Source organism: Serratia sp. BIGb0163 (genome assembly GCF_024809935.1).
Classification (GTDB): domain Bacteria; phylum Pseudomonadota; class Gammaproteobacteria; order Enterobacterales; family Enterobacteriaceae; genus Serratia; species Serratia quinivorans.
In genome coordinates this window covers 794,304-813,460 of sequence record NZ_JANUDZ010000001.1, presented here as the reverse complement: position 1 = coordinate 813,460, position 19,157 = coordinate 794,304, and the positions used below count along the sequence as shown (strand labels likewise).

The 19,157-nt window shown below is 56.0% G+C and carries 16 protein-coding genes; 7 read left to right on the top strand and 9 right to left on the bottom strand.

Annotated elements, in window-relative coordinates:
• Positions 1–12 precede the first annotated feature (12 nt).
• The gene (mfd, locus tag M2406_RS03945; protein WP_126501597.1) at positions 13–3,495 is read left to right on the top strand and encodes a transcription-repair coupling factor; all 3,483 of its coding nucleotides are present in this window, start codon (positions 13–15) and stop codon (positions 3,493–3,495) included.
• A gap of 33 nt (positions 3,496–3,528) precedes the next feature.
• On the opposite strand, the gene M2406_RS03940 is transcribed toward mfd, so the two are convergent.
• Entirely contained in the window at positions 3,529–4,629 is a 1,101-nt protein-coding gene (locus tag M2406_RS03940; RefSeq protein WP_012006421.1) for a GGDEF domain-containing protein, read from the bottom strand.
• Positions 4,630–4,829: 200 nt separating this feature from the next.
• Here M2406_RS03940 and M2406_RS03935 point away from each other — a divergent pair, with 200 nt between their 5' ends.
• Positions 4,830–5,315 carry a heme-degrading domain-containing protein gene (locus M2406_RS03935; protein WP_012006420.1) on the top strand — a complete coding sequence of 162 codons (486 nt, stop codon included), beginning with the start codon at positions 4,830–4,832 and terminating at the stop codon, positions 5,313–5,315.
• A 230-nt stretch (positions 5,316–5,545) separates the two neighbouring features.
• Complete coding sequence (gene dauA, locus M2406_RS03930; RefSeq protein WP_012006419.1) at positions 5,546–7,234, top strand: C4-dicarboxylic acid transporter DauA; 1,689 nt, start codon at positions 5,546–5,548, stop codon at positions 7,232–7,234.
• Positions 7,235–7,420: 186 nt separating this feature from the next.
• Here dauA and kdsA read toward each other — a convergent pair whose 3' ends face one another.
• The 6 genes from kdsA to hemA are packed head-to-tail and all read right to left on the bottom strand — an operon-like array spanning position 7,421 to position 12,782.
• Positions 7,421–8,275, bottom strand: coding sequence for a 3-deoxy-8-phosphooctulonate synthase (gene kdsA, locus M2406_RS03925; protein WP_012006418.1), 855 nt, complete (start codon positions 8,273–8,275; stop codon positions 7,421–7,423).
• Positions 8,276–8,308: 33 nt separating this feature from the next.
• A complete protein-coding gene (gene sirB1, locus M2406_RS03920) occupies positions 8,309–9,118 on the bottom strand; it encodes an invasion regulator SirB1 (protein WP_012006417.1) in 810 nt (269 codons plus the stop codon).
• The gene (locus M2406_RS03915; RefSeq protein WP_017892489.1) at positions 9,115–9,513 is read right to left on the bottom strand and encodes a SirB2 family protein; all 399 of its coding nucleotides are present in this window, start codon (positions 9,511–9,513) and stop codon (positions 9,115–9,117) included. The genes sirB1 and M2406_RS03915 overlap by 4 nt, the downstream gene beginning before the upstream one ends.
• 51 nt (positions 9,514–9,564) lie before the next feature.
• Positions 9,565–10,401, bottom strand: coding sequence for a peptide chain release factor N(5)-glutamine methyltransferase (prmC, locus tag M2406_RS03910; RefSeq protein ID WP_017892488.1), 837 nt, complete (start codon positions 10,399–10,401; stop codon positions 9,565–9,567).
• Complete coding sequence (gene prfA, locus M2406_RS03905) at positions 10,401–11,486, bottom strand: peptide chain release factor 1 (protein ID WP_012006414.1); 1,086 nt, start codon at positions 11,484–11,486, stop codon at positions 10,401–10,403. The genes prmC and prfA overlap by 1 nt, the downstream gene beginning before the upstream one ends.
• A 33-nt stretch (positions 11,487–11,519) precedes the next feature.
• Positions 11,520–12,782 (bottom strand): glutamyl-tRNA reductase, encoded by a 1,263-nt coding sequence (gene hemA, locus M2406_RS03900; protein ID WP_012006413.1) that lies wholly within the window; start codon positions 12,780–12,782, stop codon positions 11,520–11,522.
• Between the two features lie 716 nt (positions 12,783–13,498).
• Here hemA and lolB point away from each other — a divergent pair.
• From lolB to prs, 3 genes are all read left to right on the top strand, one after another.
• Entirely contained in the window at positions 13,499–14,122 is a 624-nt protein-coding gene (gene lolB, locus M2406_RS03895; protein ID WP_012006412.1) for a lipoprotein insertase outer membrane protein LolB, read from the top strand.
• The gene (gene ispE / locus M2406_RS03890) at positions 14,119–14,985 is read left to right on the top strand and encodes a 4-(cytidine 5'-diphospho)-2-C-methyl-D-erythritol kinase (RefSeq protein ID WP_259188786.1); all 867 of its coding nucleotides are present in this window, start codon (positions 14,119–14,121) and stop codon (positions 14,983–14,985) included. The genes lolB and ispE overlap by 4 nt, the downstream gene beginning before the upstream one ends.
• A gap of 170 nt (positions 14,986–15,155) precedes the next feature.
• Positions 15,156–16,103: a ribose-phosphate diphosphokinase gene (gene prs, locus M2406_RS03885; RefSeq protein WP_012006410.1), complete on the top strand. Its 948-nt coding sequence runs from the start codon at positions 15,156–15,158 to the stop codon at positions 16,101–16,103.
• 185 nt (positions 16,104–16,288) lie between these two features.
• Here the strand turns inward: prs and ychH are convergent, their stop codons facing one another.
• Positions 16,289–16,567: a stress-induced protein YchH gene (ychH, locus tag M2406_RS03880; RefSeq protein ID WP_012006409.1), complete on the bottom strand. Its 279-nt coding sequence runs from the start codon at positions 16,565–16,567 to the stop codon at positions 16,289–16,291.
• A gap of 313 nt (positions 16,568–16,880) precedes the next feature.
• Between ychH and pth the strand changes: the two genes are divergently transcribed.
• On the top strand, positions 16,881–17,471 hold the full coding sequence (pth, locus tag M2406_RS03875; protein ID WP_012006408.1) for an aminoacyl-tRNA hydrolase: 591 nt from the start codon (positions 16,881–16,883) through the stop codon (positions 17,469–17,471).
• Positions 17,472–17,510: 39 nt separating this feature from the next.
• On the opposite strand, the gene M2406_RS03870 is transcribed toward pth, so the two are convergent.
• Entirely contained in the window at positions 17,511–19,040 is a 1,530-nt protein-coding gene (locus M2406_RS03870) for a SulP family inorganic anion transporter (RefSeq protein WP_012006407.1), read from the bottom strand.
• Between the last annotated feature and the right edge of the window lie 117 nt (positions 19,041–19,157).

Sequence of the window (19,157 nt, the reverse complement as noted above, 5' to 3'; positions counted from 1 at the left end):
AAAGATACCTTCATGAGCATCTCCGATAACCGTAACCGTTCTGCTTCTTCTTCATCCTCCCGTTATTCCCTGCCTGAGCGCGCGGGCGATTTGCGCCAGTTGGGGCAACTGACCGGCTCGGCCTGTGCCGTGGAATGCGCCGAGATTGTCGAACGTCACAACGGGCCGGTGATGCTGATCGCCCCGGACATGCAAAATGCCCTGCGTCTGCGCGACGAAATTCAGCAGTTTACCGATCAAATGGTCACCACGCTGTCCGACTGGGAAACCCTGCCCTACGACAGCTTCTCGCCGCATCAGGAAATCATCTCCGCCCGTCTGTCGAGCCTGTACCATCTGCCGACCATGGTGCGCGGCGTGATCATTCTGCCGGTCAATACTCTGATGCAGCGCGTTTGCCCGCACGAATTCCTGCACGGCCACGCGCTGGTGATGAAAAAAGGCCAGCGCCTGTCGCGCGACAAACTGCGCGCTCAACTGGAGCAGGCCGGCTACCGCAGCGTTGATCAGGTGATGGAGCATGGCGAGTTTGCCACCCGCGGTGCACTGCTTGATCTGTTCCCTATGGGTAGCGAAGAACCTTACCGCATCGATTTCTTCGATGACGAGATCGACAGCCTTCGCACCTTTGATGTCGACAACCAGCGCACGCTCAGCGAAGTCGATGCCATCAACCTGCTGCCGGCCCATGAATTTCCAACCGACAAAAATGCCATCGAGCTGTTCCGCAGCCAGTGGCGTGAGCAGTTTGAGGTGCGCCGCGACGCCGAACATATTTATCAGCAGGTCAGCAAAGGCACCTGGCCGGCCGGTATCGAATACTGGCAGCCGCTATTCTTCAGCCAGCCACTACCTTCGTTGTTCAGTTATCTGCCGGACAACACGCTAATCGTCAATACCGGTAATCTGGAGAGCGCCGCCGAACGCTTCTGGCAAGACGTCAACCAACGCTATGAGAGCCGCCGCGTCGATCCTATGCGGCCGCTGTTGGCCCCGGACAGCCTGTGGTTACGGGTTGATGCGCTGTTTGGTGAACTGAAAGCCTGGCCGCGCATGGCGCTGAAAACCGAAGAGCTGCCTGCCAAAGCCGGTAACACCAATCTGGATTACCGCACACTGCCGGATCTGGCGGTACAAGCCCAGCAGAAAGCGCCACTGGACAGCCTGCGTCACTTTATTGAAAGCTTCGACGGCAGCATTATTTTCTCGGTCGAAAGTGAGGGACGCCGCGAAACGCTGCAGGATCTGCTCGGCCGCATCAAGCTCCGTCCTTCACTGATCCAGCACCTCGATCAGGCCGAGGCGGCGGGCCGTTACATGATGGTCGGCGCCTCCGAACGCGGTTTCCTCGACGGCATGCGCAACCGGGCCTTGGTTTGCGAAAGCGATCTGCTCGGTGAACGCGTCAGTCGCCGTCGGCAAGACAATCGTCGCACCATCAATACCGATGTTCTGATCCGCAATCTGGCAGAATTGCACCCCGGCCAACCGGTGGTGCATCTGGAACACGGCGTTGGCCGTTACGTTGGCCTGACTACGCTGGAAGCCGGTGGCATCAAGGCCGAATACCTGATCCTGTCCTACGCCGGTGAAGATAAACTCTACGTGCCGGTCTCGTCGTTGCACCTGATCAGCCGTTACGCCGGCGGAGCGGACGAAAATGCGCCGCTGCACAAACTGGGCGGTGATGCCTGGTCGCGCGCACGGCAAAAAGCCGCCGAGCGGGTGCGCGACGTGGCGGCAGAACTGCTGGATATTTACGCCCAGCGCGCCGCCAAAACCGGCTTTGCCTTTAAACATGACCGCGAGCAGTATCAGCTGTTCTGCCAGGCCTTCCCGTTTGAGACCACCCCGGACCAGGAGCAGGCAATTAACGCCGTGCTGAGCGACATGTGCCAGCCACTGGCCATGGACCGTCTGGTGTGTGGTGACGTCGGCTTCGGCAAAACCGAAGTGGCGATGCGCGCCGCCTTCCTGGCGGTGGAAAACGGCAAACAGGTTGCGGTACTGGTGCCAACCACCCTGCTGGCACAGCAGCATTTCGACAACTTCCGCGATCGCTTCGCCACCTGGCCGATCCGCATTGAGATGATGTCGCGCTTCCGCAGTGCCAAGGAACAGCAACAGGTGATGGACGATGCCGTCGACGGCAAAGTAGATATCATCATCGGCACCCACAAACTGCTGCAGAGCGATCTGCGCTGGAAAGATCTGGGGCTGCTGATCGTCGATGAAGAACACCGATTCGGTGTGCGCCACAAAGAACGCATCAAGGCGATGCGTGCCGATGTGGATATCCTGACGCTGACCGCCACGCCGATCCCGCGTACTCTGAATATGGCCATGAGCGGCATGCGCGACCTGTCGATTATTGCCACCCCACCGGCCCGCCGTCTGGCGGTAAAAACCTTTGTACGCGAGTACGACAGCCTGGTGGTACGTGAGGCGATCCTGCGTGAAGTTCTGCGCGGCGGACAGGTTTACTACCTGTATAACGACGTTGAAAACATCGAAAAAGCCGCAGCAAAACTGGCGGAATTAGTGCCGGAAGCGCGCATTGCCATCGGCCACGGCCAAATGCGTGAACGCGATCTGGAACGGGTGATGAATGACTTCCATCACCAGCGCTTTAACGTACTGGTCTGCACCACCATTATCGAAACCGGCATCGACATTCCCAGCGCCAATACCATTATCATCGAGCGTGCCGATCGCTTCGGGCTGGCGCAGCTGCACCAGCTACGTGGCCGCGTCGGACGTTCGCACCATCAGGCCTACGCCTATCTGCTGACGCCGCCCCCGAAAGCCATGAGCACCGACGCCCATAAACGCCTGGAAGCCATAGCATCACTGGAAGACCTGGGTGCCGGCTTTGCCCTGGCCACCCACGATCTGGAGATCCGCGGCGCAGGCGAACTGCTCGGTGAAGACCAGAGCGGCCAGATGACCACCGTGGGTTTCTCGCTGTATATGGAACTGCTGGAAAGCGCAGTGGACGCACTTAAAAACGGACGCGAGCCTTCTCTGGAAGATCTCACCAGCAACCAGACCGAAGTGGAGCTGCGCATGCCGGCCCTGCTGCCGGACGATTACATTCCGGACGTCAATACTCGCCTGTCGTTCTATAAGCGCATCGCCAGCGCGAAAAACGACGGTGAACTCGAAGAGTTGAAGGTGGAACTGATTGACCGCTTTGGCCTGCTGCCGGATCCGGCGCGCAACCTGCTGCAAAGCGCGGCGCTGCGTCAACATGCGCAGTTACTTGGCATCAAGCGCATCGAAGGTAATGAACGCGGTGGGTTCATTGAGTTTGGCGAAAAAAACAAGGTCGACCCAGGCTATTTAATTGGGCTGTTGCAAAGCAATCCGCAGATCTATCGCCTGGACGGGCCGAGCAAGCTGAAATTTATGCTGGATCTGACCGATCGCCAGAAACGCCTGAAATTTACCGAAGAGCTGTTGACCGCATTCCGCGAACATACGCTGGCCGCCTGAGCCAATAACCCCTTCTGAGTTCGTCAGGAGGGGTTATTGCTGCCGAAAGCCGGCCCCCAGGGGTGAAAACGGCATCAGCCGGCTGCAGACCACCTGGTTTTTCCCGCCACGTTTGGCCTCATACAGGGCTTCGTCCGTCACCTCTATCGCTTTATCTACCGCCATACCGGGCAAATACAGTGAGGCACCGATAGAAACGGTGATTTGTGTCTCGTTGCCTTCATCGAGCAAAAATATCGTTGTCTCCACGCTGCGACGAATGCGTTCCGCTACCCCGCCGATAATCTTCGGATCATAGCTGGCGGTGATCACCATAAACTCCTCACCGCCATAGCGACCGACAAAATCTTCGCTACGCACGCTGTTTTGCAACAACTGTCCCATCTGGGTCAGCAACAGATCTCCGGCCAAATGACCGTAGGTGTCGTTGATACGCTTGAAATTATCCAGATCGAGGATCATCAACCCGCAAGGACGCCGTTCCGCCTGTTGCAGCATCAACCGGTAATCGACGCTGGCGCGGTTACTTATGTGGGTCAGGCTGTCAGTGGTGGCTTTATCACGCATCGAGAAATAGGCATGGATATGCCGCTCTTTGAAGTTCAGCGCATGGTAGCAAATCGCCAGACACAGGGCAGCGATGACTTGATACAGCAACACATCCAGCCACAGCGTCCACATATCGACCCAAAACCAAACCACCGCGATACGGTATAACGCAATCACACCGATAGTCAGGTAGAACACCCTATTCGACTTTCTCAGCCAGACCCGCGACAACAGCAACGGAATGATGATCGAACCGATAAACAAGTTATCGACGGTGAAGCCGCCGCTCAAAGCCAACGACGTCAGGTAGCACACCAACCCACTGAGTGCACCACCATAGAAGGTCACCAATATCATCGGGATCATGGCGAAGCTGTAATGCACGTTGCCAGCCAGCTCCAACCGGTTCTGATTCAGAAACAGCGTCGTCAGCCCGGCTAACAGGCCGAAAAGCCCGCGTTTCCAGGCTTCTGACTGATAGGAAAAGGGGGCGTTTTTGCTGAGGGCAAAATAGCTGACTGACAGTGTTGCATAGGTAATGCAGGCGTCACTAAACAGGGAGGGGATTGACGCAACGTAAGTCATAAATATTCGCTATGCTCCGCGGAAATTACAGGGTGATTAAGCAATAAATTTTGAGCACCAATCCCTGTCTCATCCATTCCGGCATGGAACATATTACTCGGATTAATAATAGACTAGCAGTTCTATGTTATTTCCAAGGTATCTATCCCACCGGCCCGGTTCAGGATAGTCTGTGGGTCACCTTGAGAGGAGCGACAGCTATGAATATCGATGATGATTTGCAAGCGCTGACCAAACAGGAAGCGACGTTGACCTTCAGTCACTTTGACCATAATACCGCCTGGGAACTGGGATCGGCATTGAGATCCGCTGCAGAACGCGCCCGCCTGTCCATCGCCATCGAAATCCAGCTTGCGGGGCAAACGCTGTTTTATTATGCCATGCCCGGCACCACGCCTGATATTGCGGACTGGGTACGACGTAAACGCAACGTGGTGAATCACTTCCACAAAAGTTCTTACGCTATCGGCCTGCGCCTGCAGCAACGCCAATCGACGCTGGAAGAACGCTATGGACTCAGCGTACGCGACTACTCGGCGCACGGCGGTGCCTTTCCGATTAATTTAGCCGGGCTCGGCTGCATCGGCACCATCAGCATTTCCGGCTCGCCGCAGCTGGAGGATCATAATCTGCTGGTCAGCACCCTGGCTCACTTTCTCGGCTTATCCCTGCCGGCAGTGCATTAAGCGATAAAACTCACGCTATTCTCTTTAGGCTGGCCGCCAGAGTCGCGACCAGCCTGCCGTCTGATATTTATCGCCGTTTTGAAAGATTCTACTTTCATTTTCCCGCGGCGCATTGATGTATGTCTAGGAAACAGCGCCACAACTGGCGTATGGTGTCTGTCAGCTATTCGAGACGGACCGCAACCGGCCCGCCATTCCGTTCTCTTTTATAGACTTGGTTTACACCCCAGATGAAAACGCATGAAATTAACGGCATTCGGCCGTTTAGCGCACTGATTGATGCCTGTTGGCGAGACCCCTATTCCCTGCAACGTTTGCTAAAAGACGCCATCGCCGGCGTCACCGTCGGCATTATCGCTATTCCCCTGGCGATGGCACTGGCGATTGCCAGCGGCGTTCCTCCTCAATATGGGTTGTACACGTCGGCGGTCGCCGGGATTGTGATCGCCATTAGCGGCGGCTCGCGCTACAGCGTTTCCGGGCCTACCGCCGCCTTCGTGGTGATCTTGTATCCGGTTTCACAGCAGTTCGGCCTCTCTGGCCTGTTGATCGCCACCCTGCTTTCCGGGCTGTTTTTGGTGCTCATGGGGTTGGCACGTTTCGGTCGACTGATTGAATATATTCCCCTTTCGGTGACGCTGGGCTTTACCTCCGGTATTGCCATTACCATCGCCACCATGCAGGTGAAGGACTTCTTCGGTCTGCAACTGACGGAGGTGCCGGAACATTATGTGGGTAAGGTCTACGCCCTGCTGCAGGCACTGCCCACGCTGGATATCGGCGATACGCTGATCGGTGCAGTGACCCTGTTGATCCTGATATTCTGGCCGAAACTTGGCCTGAGGGTGCCGGGTCATTTACCGGCGTTGCTGGCAGGCACGGCGGTGATGGGCATTCTGGCGCTGTTTGACCACCCAGTGGCAACCATCGGCTCTCGTTTCAGCTACCTGCTGGCCGACGGTACGCAGGGCCAGGGCATTCCGCCCATTTTGCCGCAGTTGATGCTGCCGTGGGATCTGCCGGCCGGGGACGGCAAGCCGATGGCGCTGAGCTGGCAGACAATTTCCGCCCTGCTACCGGCGGCATTCTCCATGGCCATGCTGGGCGCCATTGAATCCCTGCTGTGTGCCGTGGTGTTGGACGGCATGACCGGCAAGAAACACAACTCCAATACCGAGCTTATCGGCCAGGGGGCGGGCAATATTATCGCTCCGTTCTTTGGCGGCATTACCGCCACTGCCGCCATTGCGCGTTCCGCAGCCAACGTGCGCGCCGGGGCCACTTCGCCCGTGTCCGCCATTATCCATGCGTTGCTGGTGCTGTTGGCGCTGCTGGTGCTGGCGCCGTGGCTGTCCTGGCTGCCGCTGGCGGCAATGGCGTCGCTGCTGCTGATGGTCGCCTGGAATATGAGTGAGGCCCATAAGGTGGTTTATTTACTGCGGCGGGCACCGAAGGACGACATTCTGGTGATGCTGCTGTGCCTGTCGCTGACGGTGCTGTTTGATATGGTGATCGCCATTACCGTAGGCATAGTGCTGGCTTCGCTGCTGTTTATGCGTCGCATTGCACGCATGACACGCTTGAGCGAACTGAGCGCCGAAAACGGCCGTCTGGTGCTGCGAGTGAATGGTCCATTATTCTTCGCCGCCGCCGAACGCATTTTTAACGAGTTGCTGGTACGCAGTGAAAGTTATGACGTGATTGTCTTGCAGTGGGATGCGGTACCGGTGCTGGACGCCGGTGGCCTGGATGCCCTGCAGCGCTTTATCGAAGCCCTGCCACCAGGCAAGCAACTGGCGATCACCGATATGCCGTTCCAGCCGTTGAAAACGCTGGCACGTGCGCGGGTACAGCCGATTGAGGGGAAACTGCATTTCTACGCAACGCTACCCGAAGCCTTGGCCGAGCTAGACGCCTAAAAACCTAAAGCCCGACAAGTCGGGCTTTAGGTTGCTGACAAACCCGTATAAAGGTTGAATCGGTAGGGGTCGAACATGTTCGACCCGATTTAACTCGTTGATTATGCTATAGGGCGCAGCATGCAGCGCCCCTACCACTAAGCAACAGAGCTCTTTATCAACCGTCTGAGAGTTTGCTTATCGTACTTAGTTGCTGGTATCGAGCTCTGGGAAGCTCTTCACCAGATCGTCGATGGCTTTCATCTGCACCAGGAACGGCTCCAGCTTGTCCAGCGGCAAGGCGGACGGGCCATCACACTTGGCACTGTTCGGCTCTGGGTGCGCTTCAATAAACAGCCCAGCCAGGCCAACCGCCATACCGGCACGCGCCAGTTCGGCAACCTGCGCACGACGACCGCCGGATGCGGCACCAAACGGGTCACGGGTCTGCAGGGCGTGGGTCACGTCGAAGATCACCGGATGACCGCCAGTGGCATTTTTCATCACGTTGATACCCAGCATGTCGACCACCAGATTATCGTAACCAAAGTTGCTGCCGCGATCGCACAAGATCACCTGATCGTTACCGCCTTCCTTGAACTTGTCGACGATATTGCCCATTTGGCCCGGGCTGACGAACTGAGGTTTCTTGACGTTGATCACCGCACCGGTTTTCGCCATCGCTTCTACCAGATCGGTTTGGCGTGCCAGGAATGCCGGCAGCTGGATCACGTCAACCACTTCGGACACCGGCTGCGCCTGTGAAGCTTCATGCACGTCGGTGATAGTTTTCACGCCGAAGGTCTTTTTGATTTCTTCGAAGATCTTCATCCCTTCTTCCAGACCTGGACCACGGTAAGAGTGGATGGAAGAACGATTGGCTTTATCAAAAGAAGCTTTAAAAACGTAAGGGATGCCCAGTTTTTGCGTCACGGTGACGTAGTGTTCGCAAATGCGCATCGCCAGATCGCGCGATTCCAGCACGTTCATACCGCCAAACAGCACAAACGGCAGATCGTTCGCTACGTTGATGTCACCAATGCTAACCACTTTCTGTTTCATGCTTTCGCCTTTGTTGATGTTAAATCAAATGAATTAATGCAGCGTGACCTGTTTCGGTTCAATCGAGTGAATCTGTACTTTGATCACTTCGCTGACCGGATCTTCAGGACACTGTTCGACAAAATAATTGAGATCGGAAATAGCGATATGGTTGCATTCCAACTGGGCGTAAATCAGCCCACGGTCACGGATTTCGTACGGGTCATCCGGATCGAAACACAGCACCGTTTCGCTGGCGCGCAACGCCATTTCCATCTGTTGTTCTTCCATCAGGGCGGCTTTCAGCGTATCGAGCATCTTACGCACCACCATGACGTTTTCTGACTCATCGAGATCATCGTCTTCCAACTCGGCGCCCAGACCCAGGTTGCCCTTGATCCACACTTCCAGTTGATGCTCGTTTAGCGTCTCGCCGTTCAACGGATTGATCAGCCACATCTCTTCATCCAGCCAGTCTGCCCGCAGGATCAGTTGAGTGGGGAAAATCACCGGCAACAGCGGTAAATCCAGATGCGCAGCGATGTGCAGGAAAATAGTGCCAAGGGAAACCGGCGTGCCCTGCCGCCCTTCCAGCACCTTGTCGAGCCAAATCGCGTCGGACAGACGATACACGCCGCCGGCGCCGCCAAAACCCCAGGTTTTGAAGAACAGTTCAATGAGTGCGTCAAGTTGCTGTTCCTGGCTAAGATCCTTTGGCATCGCCGCACGTGCTTCATCGACCAGCTGTTGCAGCTTGCGTTCGACTTCGGCGGTAGGGAAATCACGCCGCACGGACTGCGAAACCAGGATCACGCCCGCGCTCAGCAGCGCGGTGTTAAATTCAAAATCAGCAATGCTACTCATAAGTATCCCATCAGAAAGGGTATTTTCGTCGTGGCAAGTTTAATTATCAGGTACAGACAGCCCAACGCCAGCACAAACGCCAGGGTGCGCAGGTTCTTACTTTTGGTCTTCTTGCCCAATGCGACGTAGCCAAGCAGGATATAGATAATAACGCCAAACAGCTTCTCGGTCAGCCACGAGTCCATACCCAGCAGCGGATAAAGCTTGAACATCACCACCAACGCGATACCACTGACGAACAACACCGTATCATTTATGTGCGGCGTTATCTTCACCCAGCGCTTGTTCATCATTGCCGAGTCTCGCCATTTCCAGAAAAATCGCAACACAAACAAGATAATACTGATGGTGACTGTCAACAGGTGCAGATGTTTTAACGCTGAGTAGACTGCCATATTGCTTCCTTTTGTTTATTCGCCGTGTGCTTTGTTTTTGTTAGTTCTCAGTTACTGCTGCGGCCATTGGCCAAAAGTCACGCGATCGTTATCACCGTAGTCACGGCGGGTAGCGATCGAAATAAAACCGGCGGCCTGCAGCAATGCGCGCACGCTCTCGCCCTGTTGCCAACCGTGCTCCAGCAGCAGCCAGCCCTGTGGCTGCAGATACTGCGGTGCCTGCTGCACAATAGCGGATAAATCCGCCAACCCGTGCTGCTGCGCGACCAGTGCGCTACTGGGTTCGAAACGTACGTCGCCCTGCGCCAGGTGCGGATCGGCAGCGTCGATATACGGAGGATTACTGGCGATCAGGGCGAAAGTTTGGCCGGCCAGAGGCGCAAACCAACTGCCCTGAAGAAATTGTGCGTTGCCGATCGCCAGCTTCTGCGCATTATGCTGCGCCAGCGCTACGGCCTCAGGCTGTAAATCAACGCCGGTCACCCTGCAGTCCTGGCGTTCGCTGGCCAGCGCCAACGCAATGGCACCGGTGCCGGTGCCAAGATCGAGGATGTTGCAAGAGGATGACGGCAGGCGCTCCAGCGCCAGTTCCACCAGGCATTCGGTATCCGGACGTGGGATCAGGGTGGCCGGCGAGACCGATAGCGGCAGCGACCAAAACTCGCGTTCTCCAATCAGATAAGCCACCGGCTCGCCACGTTCGCGGCGCACCAGCAGCCTTTCCAACTGTTCTTGCTGTTGTTGCGTCAGCAAAGTTTCGCCAAATGCCATCAGAAAGGTTCTGGCCCGGCCGGTCACGAAACCCAGCAGGATTTCCGCGTCACGCCGGGCACTGTCACTCTGCGTCAACCGGGCAGCTGCGGCTTTCAGCCAGGATTGATAATCCATTACTCTGGCTCAGCGGACAGCGCGGCGAGCTGGTCGGCCTGATATTCCTGCACAATAGGTTGGATCAGCATGTCCAGCTTGCCCTCCATCACCTCGTCCAGACGGTACAATGTCAGGTTGATGCGGTGGTCGGTCACGCGCCCCTGCGGGAAGTTGTAGGTGCGGTTGCGATCGGAGCGGTCGCCGGTACCCAACAGATTACGACGGGTTGATGCCTCGGCCTGCTGGCGCTTGGCCATTTCGGCAGCGCGGATACGCGCCCCCAGCACTGACATCGCCTTGGCTTTGTTTTTGTGCTGTGAACGTTCGTCCTGACACTCCACCACAATACCGGTTGGCAAGTGGGTAATACGGATAGCCGAGTCGGTGGTGTTAACGTGCTGGCCACCGGCACCGGAGGAACGGAAGGTATCAATTTTCAGATCGCCGGCATTGATCTCCGGCAGCTCGGCTTCCGGCACCGCCGGCATCACCGCCACGGTACAGGCGGAGGTATGAATACGCCCCTGCGACTCGGTTTCCGGCACGCGCTGCACGCGGTGGCCACCAGACTCAAACTTCAGTTGGCCGAAAACGCCGTCGCCAGACACCTTGGCAATCACTTCTTTATAGCCGCCGTGCTCGCCTTCGTTGGCACTCATGATCTCGACGCGCCAGCGACGCGTTTCGGCATAGCGGCTGTACATACGGAACAGATCGCCGGCGAAAATCGCCGCTTCGTCACCGCCGGTACCGGCACGCACTTCCAGGAAGCAATCGCGCTCATCATCCGGATCTTTCGGCAACAGCAGCACTTGTAATTGCTGCTCCAGCTCTTCCGTTGCCGCCTTGGCGTCTTTCAACTCTTCCTGCGCCATTTCGCGCATTTCCGGGTCATCCAGCATCATTTCTGCCGTGGCCAGATCGTCTTGCACCTTACGCCATTCAAGGAAACAGCGGCTGACATCGGTCAACTGTGCGTATTCGCGCGACAGCGCGCGGAACCGATCCTGCTCGGCAATAACGCCGGCATCGCCGAGCAGCGCCTGCACTTCTTCATGGCGCTCTTGTAACGCTTCCAGTTTGGCAACAATAGAAGGCTTCATGCGTGGTATTAAACCCTGTTAATAAAGAGAAAACTAATGCTGATCCAGCCCGAGGCTGTCGCGTAATAATTGCAACCGCTCCACGTCGCCATCGCCGGCGGCCTGTTGGAGGGATTTGGTAGGGGCATGAATAAGACGGTTGGTCAGCCGGTGGGCCAGCTCGTGGATAACCTGCTCCACGTCCGCGCCCTGCGCAATGGCGGCCAGGGCTTTGGCTTCCATTTCCGCACGGATCTGATCGGCCTGTGAACGGTAGTCGCGGATGGTTTCCACTGCGCCCTGCGAGCGCAACCAGGCCATAAAGTTGATGCTTTCCTGCTGGACGATAGACTCAGCCTGCACCGCCGCGGCCTTGCGCTGCGCCAGGTTGCTCTGAATGATGGCGTGCAGATCGTCCACGCTATATAAATAGGCGTTAGCCAGCTTGCCCACTTCCGGTTCGATATCGCGCGGTACGGCAATATCCACCAGCAGCATTGGCTGGTTGCGGCGCGCTTTCAGCGCTCGTTCCACCATCCCTTTACCGATGATCGGCAGTGGGCTGGCGGTAGAACTGATAATAATGTCGGCGTCCGCCAGGCGTTCGTCGATTTCCGGCAAGGTGATCACTTCTGCGCCGACTTCGTCCGCCAGCAGCTGGGCGCGCTCGCGGGTACGGTTGGCAATAATCATATGCCGTACTTTATGCTCGCGCAGATGACGCGCCACCAGTTCAATGGTTTCACCGGCCCCCACCAACAGGACGTTCAGTTCGGCAAGGGATTCGAATATCTGGCGTGCCAGGGTACAGGCGGCAAAGGCCACGGATACCGCACTGGCGCCGATTTCGGTTTCGGTACGTACGCGTTTGGCGACGGAGAAGGATTTTTGGAACAGGCGCTCAAGCTCACCAGACAGTGACTGCCCGCGTTGGGACTCGGCAAAGGCTTTCTTCACCTGCCCAAGAATTTGCGGTTCGCCCAACACCAGTGAATCCAACCCGCTGGCCACGCGCATCAGGTGGCTAACGGCTTCGTTGCCGTGGTGCCAGTACAGGCTTTTACTCACCTCTTCCGGGCGCAGGTGGTGGTACTCACACAGCCAGGAGACCAGCTGTTCGTGAATATGTTCCTGTTGCTCCACGCTAAGATACAGCTCGGTGCGGTTGCAGGTAGACAACACGACACCGCCCTGCACCAACGGTTGTTGGAGCAAGCTGGTTAGCGCCTGTTCGATAGACTCTGGGGAGAAGGTCACCCTTTCACGCAGAGAAACCGGAGCGGTTTTGTGATTTATACCTAACGCCAGCAGGGTCATTGCTTCGAGTAATACTTCTTTTGGTACGGGTTCTCGTTGAACGGCATTCTACTTGATGCGCGGGATCAATAAAAGGCACAACCGCATCTTCCGTCCAATCGCTGAAATAGACAGCATCAATGAGTGATTAGTAATAAATACAGCAAGATAAAGAATAATTTGACGACATAACATACTGAATTTTAGTGCAGTATGCGATATTCCGCACAGTATTGAGTAAAACTGACCAACCTGAGCATGGGGATAGCGATCAAATAACCGGCGTTTACCAGCCCAAAGTGCCGCAACGAAAGGTCGGATCCAAAATGAAGGAAACCTGTTGGCAAAAAACATGCTTCGCCTGCAGGTAAAAAAATGCCGAACCCGCAAAACATAACAGCGAAATAACGATTCGAACTGCAAGCTTCATAATCTTCGGATCTCCTCACCGCGATAGACTCTGGCGATATTACAGAACGCTACATCAACTAAACGCCAACGGCAGCAACACCCGGCCCCAGAGATATTCTTGCGTCCAGAGCGCAGGTTGGAACGATTGTGTTAATCTTATCAGCGAAGACCGCACCTGGCCCCGTGCCCGAGAGCGGTGACAAAGCCGGGAAGTTTCAACGCGATGCAGCAAAAAATTGACGAGCCGGCGTTGCCCCGCTAGCGTAAATGCTGATACCAAGGTCTCGCTGTGCGTGCCCGCAAGGACAAAAGGACAAGAGAAAGTTATGCCAATCCGCAAAGTTAGTTTGCTCCGCCTGATCCCGCTGGCCAGCCTGGTGCTGGCCGCCTGTACTACCACCAAGCCGACCGGCCCGGCCACCAGCCCGACGTCGCCGCAGTGGCGTGCCCACGAACAAGCGGTGCAACAGCTGAGTCAGTATCAGACCCGTGGTTCTTTCGCCTACCTGTCAGATCAGAAAAAAGTCTACGCCCGCTTCTTCTGGCAACAGTATTCGCCGGACCGTTATCGCCTGCTGCTGACCAACCCGCTTGGCAGCACCGAGCTTGACCTCAACGTACAGAAAAACGTAGTGCAGTTGACGGATAACCAGGGCAAACGTTATGTCAGCGACAATGCCGAAGAGATGATCCGCAAACTGACCGGCATGGCCATTCCGCTGGACAACCTGCGCCAGTGGATGCTCGGCCTGCCGGGTGAGGCCAGCGACTTCAAGCTCGATGACCAATATCGCCTGAACTCGCTGACCTACCAACAAGGTAGCCAGACCTGGACCGTGGATTACCAGGACTACAACAACAGCCTCAAGCCACAGTTGCCAAGCCGCCTGGAACTGAAACAGGGTGACCAGCGCATCAAACTGAAAATGGACGATTGGACGCTTAAATGATTCGTCAATGGCCATCGCCCGCTAAACTCAATTTGTTTTTGTACATTACCGGCCAACGTGAAGACGGCTACCACCTGCTGCAGACGCTGTTCCAGTTTCTGGATTACGGCGACACGCTGACCATCGACGTGCGCCAGGATGACCGCATCCGTCTGCTGACTCCGGTGGCCGGCGTGCCGGATGAGCAAAACCTGATCGTCCGCGCCGCCCGTTTGCTGCAACAGCATTGCGATCGTCATGGGCTAAACACCGCCCCGCGCGGTGCCGACATCAGCATCGATAAACGTCTGCCGATGGGTGGCGGACTGGGCGGCGGTTCCTCCAACGCCGCCACGGTGTTAGTGGCGCTCAATGACCTGTGGCGCTGCGGCTTGAGCGACGAGCAGTTGGCAGAGCTGGGGCTGGCCCTTGGTGCCGATGTTCCGGTGTTCGTTCGCGGCCATGCCGCCTTTGCCGAAGGTATTGGCGAACGTTTGCAACCGGCCAATCCGCAGGAAAAGTGGTATCTGGTGGCCCATCCGGGTGTCAGCATCCCGACTCCGGTTATTTTTGGCGATGCCGATTTAAAAAGAGACACCCCGGTTCGCCCATTAAATGTGCTGTTACAGGCAACTTACGCAAATGATTGCGAACCAATAGCAAGAAAACGTTTTCGCGAGGTTGAACAGCTTGTTTCTTGGCTGTTAGAATACGCGCCGTCACGCCTGACTGGCACAGGTGCTTGTGTGTTTGCTGAATTCGACACAGAAACCGCCGCCCGTCAGGTGTTAAATCAAGCCCCGGAGTGGATACGTGGTTTTGTAGCGCGTGGCGTTAACGTCTCTCCACTACATCGCATTCGTTCCGGGCAGATTGAACCGTAGTTCTCGTTTCGCTGCGCAGAGTCGCTCACACCTGGCCCTGTCATCCCTGCGCCGCTGCGGTTTCAAATTTTTTTTACACACCCGTATGATATTGCGCCGGCGTCGCTAACTGCCCCTTAGCGAGGCCGAATGACAATATCTTCTCTGGACGCATGCCTGAGGTTCTTCTCGTGCCTGATATGAAGCTTTTTGCTGGTAACGCCACCCCGGAACTAGCACAACGTATTGCCAACCGTTTGTACACCAGCCTTGGTGACGCCGCAGTAGGTCGTTTTAGCGACGGCGAAGTGAGCGTGCAAATCAACGAAAATGTACGCGGCGGTGATATTTTCATCATCCAGTCCACCTGTGCCCCTACCAACGATAACCTGATGGAACTGGTTGTTATGGTAGATGCTCTGCGTCGCGCCTCCGCAGGTCGTATTACTGCTGTTATCCCTTATTTCGGCTATGCCCGCCAGGATCGCCGCGTGCGTTCTGCTCGTGTGCCAATCACCGCCAAAGTTGTCGCCGACTTCCTCTCCAGCGTTGGGGTTGACCGCGTACTGACGGTGGATCTGCACGCTGAACAGATCCAGGGCTTCTTCGATGTTCCTGTAGATAACGTGTTCGGTAGCCCGATCCTGCTCGAAGACATGCTGCAACAGAATCTGGAGAACCCAATCGTGGTTTCCCCGGACATCGGTGGCGTAGTGCGCGCCCGCGCTATCGCCAAACTGCTGAACGATACCGATATGGCTATCATCGATAAACGCCGCCCACGTGCGAACGTTTCCCAGGTGATGCACATTATTGGTGACGTGGCAGGCCGTGACTGCGTGCTGGTTGACGACATGATCGACACCGGCGGTACCTTGTGTAAAGCAGCTGAAGCGTTGAAAGAACGCGGTGCCAAGCGCGTATTTGCCTACGCGACCCACCCGATCTTCTCCGGTAATGCTGTGGAAAACATCCGCAACTCGGTGATTGATGAAGTGATCGTCTGCGACACCATTCCGTTGTCTGCAGAAATCAAGGCACTGAAAAACGTGCGTACTCTGACACTGTCCGGCATGCTGGCTGAAGCCATCCGTCGTATCAGCAATGAAGAGTCAATTTCTGCGATGTTCGAGCATTAATCAGAATTCTTTTCGGTGCGGCCCCCTGCCGTACCGGATCGATTGATTGCCCGATAGCAGAAAAAGAAAAACCCGTTGGTGCATCAGCAACAACGGGTTTTCTACGGGTAGTCAAACATGACCTTAGGCCTTAATGCGCGGCAGATCTCCTTTGCCGTAACGCGGGTTCCCTTTTATTTTTTTAATCAATGTGACGAACGATGATTGTCGTTTCGGCAGCGTTTATCAAAATGTTTTATCCACCAGTAACGATCCGCCACCTGCTCACGCCCGCCGATACGTGCACCCACCAGCCATAACAGCGCGCCGACGAAGATACTCATGATTGCGCCATGGGCGAAAAACTGCGGCAAATTGAACTGCGATACTTCAGCAAGAATGTTGTATCCAACGCCGAAGATCATGACTACCAGCCCCAGCCCCATAAAAAAGTTGCCCATTTTGTTCACGTTTCTACGTTTCATATGCCACCTCCATAGTGCCATTTGCCAACCAGGGTAACTCAGTAAATGGTTAACCCACTTTGATAAGTTAAGTATAGGCCCTGTTCCGGCAAGGGGATTGCGTAGGCGATCACAAATGGTAAAGAAAGCATGACAAATCTTTACTTAAAGCAAGTAATTAGTTAACAAATTGAATGATTATGCTAATGAATTACTCCCCATTCTGAGGATATCCGCTGACTAACGCCACGCACAGCATCAGGATTTTGTCATTCGCGGCGCAGGCAGGTAGACTAATGCCCTTTCCATTATCTCGATCATAGCGAATCTCCCCGTGAGCAGTATTAAATTGATAGTCGGCCTGGCGAATCCGGGCGCTGAGTATGCCCAGACGCGACACAACGCCGGCGCCTGGTACGTCGATTTACTGGCCCAGCGCCATAACCAGCAGTTGAAGGAAGAGAGCAAATTCTACGGCTACACCGCCCGCCTGAATTTGGCCGGTAATGACGTGCGCCTGCTGGTGCCTACCACCTTTATGAACCTCAGTGGCAAAGCCGTACTGGCGATGGCCAATTTCTACCGTATTGAGCCGGACGAAATTCTGGTCGCGCACGACGAGCTGGATATTCCGCCGGGTGTTGCAAAAATCAAACTGGGTGGCGGCAACGGTGGGCACAACGGGCTGAAGGATATTCAGAGCAAGTTCGGCAATAACCCGAACTTCTATCGCTTGCGCATCGGCATTGGCCATCCGGGCGATAAAAACAAGGTGGTGGGTTTCGTGCTCGGCAAGCCACCGGCCAGCGAGCAAAAAATGATTGATGAAGCGATTGATGAAGCCGCACGTTGCACGGAAATTCTGCTGACCGACGGCCTGGAAAAAACCGTTCGTCGCCTGCACAGCTTCAAAGCGCAGGCCTGATAGTGATTGCAGCGGGCATCACGCCCGCTGCCGATCCGCTTAGGTTCGCAGCTTGAAGGTTTCCTCACCGACGTTGGCATCGTCGGTCTGATAGCCTTCTTCCGCCACATAATATTGCGGATCGTCCAGTTCATGGCTGCAAAACGGTCCGGCCTGCTTTAACAGACGTACGCAGTCGCCGCTCAGGTGGCGTAACCGAATGGTTTTTCCCGCCGCCAGATAACGTGCCGTCAGCTTATCAATCGCTTCTACTCCGCTGGAATCCATCACCCGGGTACCGGCAAAATCCAGCACCACGTTTTGAGGATCGTTTTTCGGTTCAAACAGCTCGGCAAAGGCCGTGGTAGAACCAAAGAACAGCGGCCCGTCCAGTTGATACACCGCAACATCCCCCTCCACCTGATGCTGACGCACGCGAATGCGCGCCTGCTGCCAGGCAAACACCAGCGCCGAGATAATCACCCCGCTGATCACCGCCATCGCCAGATCGGTAAAGATGGTGATCACCGTGACCAGCAGCATCACCAGCGCATCGGCCTTCGGCATCCGCCGCAAGCGGCGCAGCGAACTCCACTCAAAGGTGTTGTAACACACCACCAGCATCACCCCTGCCAGTGCTGCCACCGGCAGCAGGCCGATGTAACCTGACAGGCTGACCACAAACAGGATCAACAGTATCGCGCCGACGACGCCGGAAATACGTCCGCGCCCACCCGAGGTGAAGTTGATAATCGACTGACCAATCATCGCGCAGCCGGCAAAACAACCAAACAGGCCGCAAATGGCATTGCCCGCGCCCTGAGCGATGCTCTCGCGGTTGCCATTGCCCTTTTTGCCGCCCATTTCGTCAAGCACCGTCATGGTCAGCAACGACTCAATCAACCCCACCAAAGCGATCACTACCGCATACGGCAGCACCACTTTCAGCATTTCCAGGCTGAACGGGGCCATCGGCAGGCTGAAATGCGGCAAGGCGCCGGAGATATCGGCCAGATCGCCGACCCGCAAAGTATGCAGGTTAAACCCAATCGCCAGCGCGGAAACCACAATCAGGGCCGCCAACGAGGCCGGGATCACCCGGGTCAGCCGTGGGAACAGCACCACCACCCCGATCGCCAGCGCCACCAGCCCGTACATCAGCAGCCCCTGCCCGGCAATCATATGCAGCTGCGCCAGCATAATGACGATCGCCAAACCATTCACAAAACCGTGGATCGCCGGCAGCGGCACCAGACGAATAAATTTACCCAGCCGGAAAACGCCAATCAGGATTTGGATCACCCCGGCGAAAATCGTCGCCCATAACACATAGGCCATACCGTGTTGCGCCGCCAGGCTCATCAGCACCACCACTATCGAACCGGCCGCGCCCGACACCATACCCGGCTTGCCGCCAAACAGCGCGGTGACCAGACCGATAATGAAGGCGGTGTGCAACCCAACGATCGGGGAAAGTCCGGCGACCAAAGAAAAGCCGACCGCTTCGGGGATCATGGAAACGGCCACCACAAAGCCCGCCAGCACCTCGTTCTTGACGGTCGACAGCCTGAAATTGTTCAGGTTAAACATGGATTATTCACTTCTGACAGATAAAAAACCTTCCCGCAGGACGGGAAACACAGCCGCATGGCGCGGCAAACCTCAGGAGGGGGGCAACTCAGGGTGGACTGGGCAAGAAGTACATCC

Coding starts and splice junctions, on each gene's coding strand:
- M2406_RS03915 (WP_017892489.1), bottom strand. CDS start 9,513: ATGGCAGTCTACTCAGCGTTAAAACATCTGCACCTGTTGACAGTCACC.
- sirB1 (WP_012006417.1), bottom strand. CDS start 9,118: ATGAGTAGCATTGCTGATTTTGAATTTAACACCGCGCTGCTGAGCGCG.
- lolB (WP_012006412.1), top strand. CDS start 13,499: ATGCCAATCCGCAAAGTTAGTTTGCTCCGCCTGATCCCGCTGGCCAGC.
- ychH (WP_012006409.1), bottom strand. CDS start 16,567: ATGAAACGTAGAAACGTGAACAAAATGGGCAACTTTTTTATGGGGCTG.
- M2406_RS03870 (WP_012006407.1), bottom strand. CDS start 19,040: ATGTTTAACCTGAACAATTTCAGGCTGTCGACCGTCAAGAACGAGGTG.
- M2406_RS03935 (WP_012006420.1), top strand. CDS start 4,830: ATGAATATCGATGATGATTTGCAAGCGCTGACCAAACAGGAAGCGACG.
- M2406_RS03940 (WP_012006421.1), bottom strand. CDS start 4,629: ATGACTTACGTTGCGTCAATCCCCTCCCTGTTTAGTGACGCCTGCATT.
- hemA (WP_012006413.1), bottom strand. CDS start 12,782: ATGACCCTGCTGGCGTTAGGTATAAATCACAAAACCGCTCCGGTTTCT.
- ispE (WP_259188786.1), top strand. CDS start 14,119: ATGATTCGTCAATGGCCATCGCCCGCTAAACTCAATTTGTTTTTGTAC.
- mfd (WP_126501597.1), top strand. CDS start 13: ATGAGCATCTCCGATAACCGTAACCGTTCTGCTTCTTCTTCATCCTCC.
- prfA (WP_012006414.1), bottom strand. CDS start 11,486: ATGAAGCCTTCTATTGTTGCCAAACTGGAAGCGTTACAAGAGCGCCAT.
- prmC (WP_017892488.1), bottom strand. CDS start 10,401: ATGGATTATCAATCCTGGCTGAAAGCCGCAGCTGCCCGGTTGACGCAG.
- kdsA (WP_012006418.1), bottom strand. CDS start 8,275: ATGAAACAGAAAGTGGTTAGCATTGGTGACATCAACGTAGCGAACGAT.
- dauA (WP_012006419.1), top strand. CDS start 5,546: ATGAAAACGCATGAAATTAACGGCATTCGGCCGTTTAGCGCACTGATT.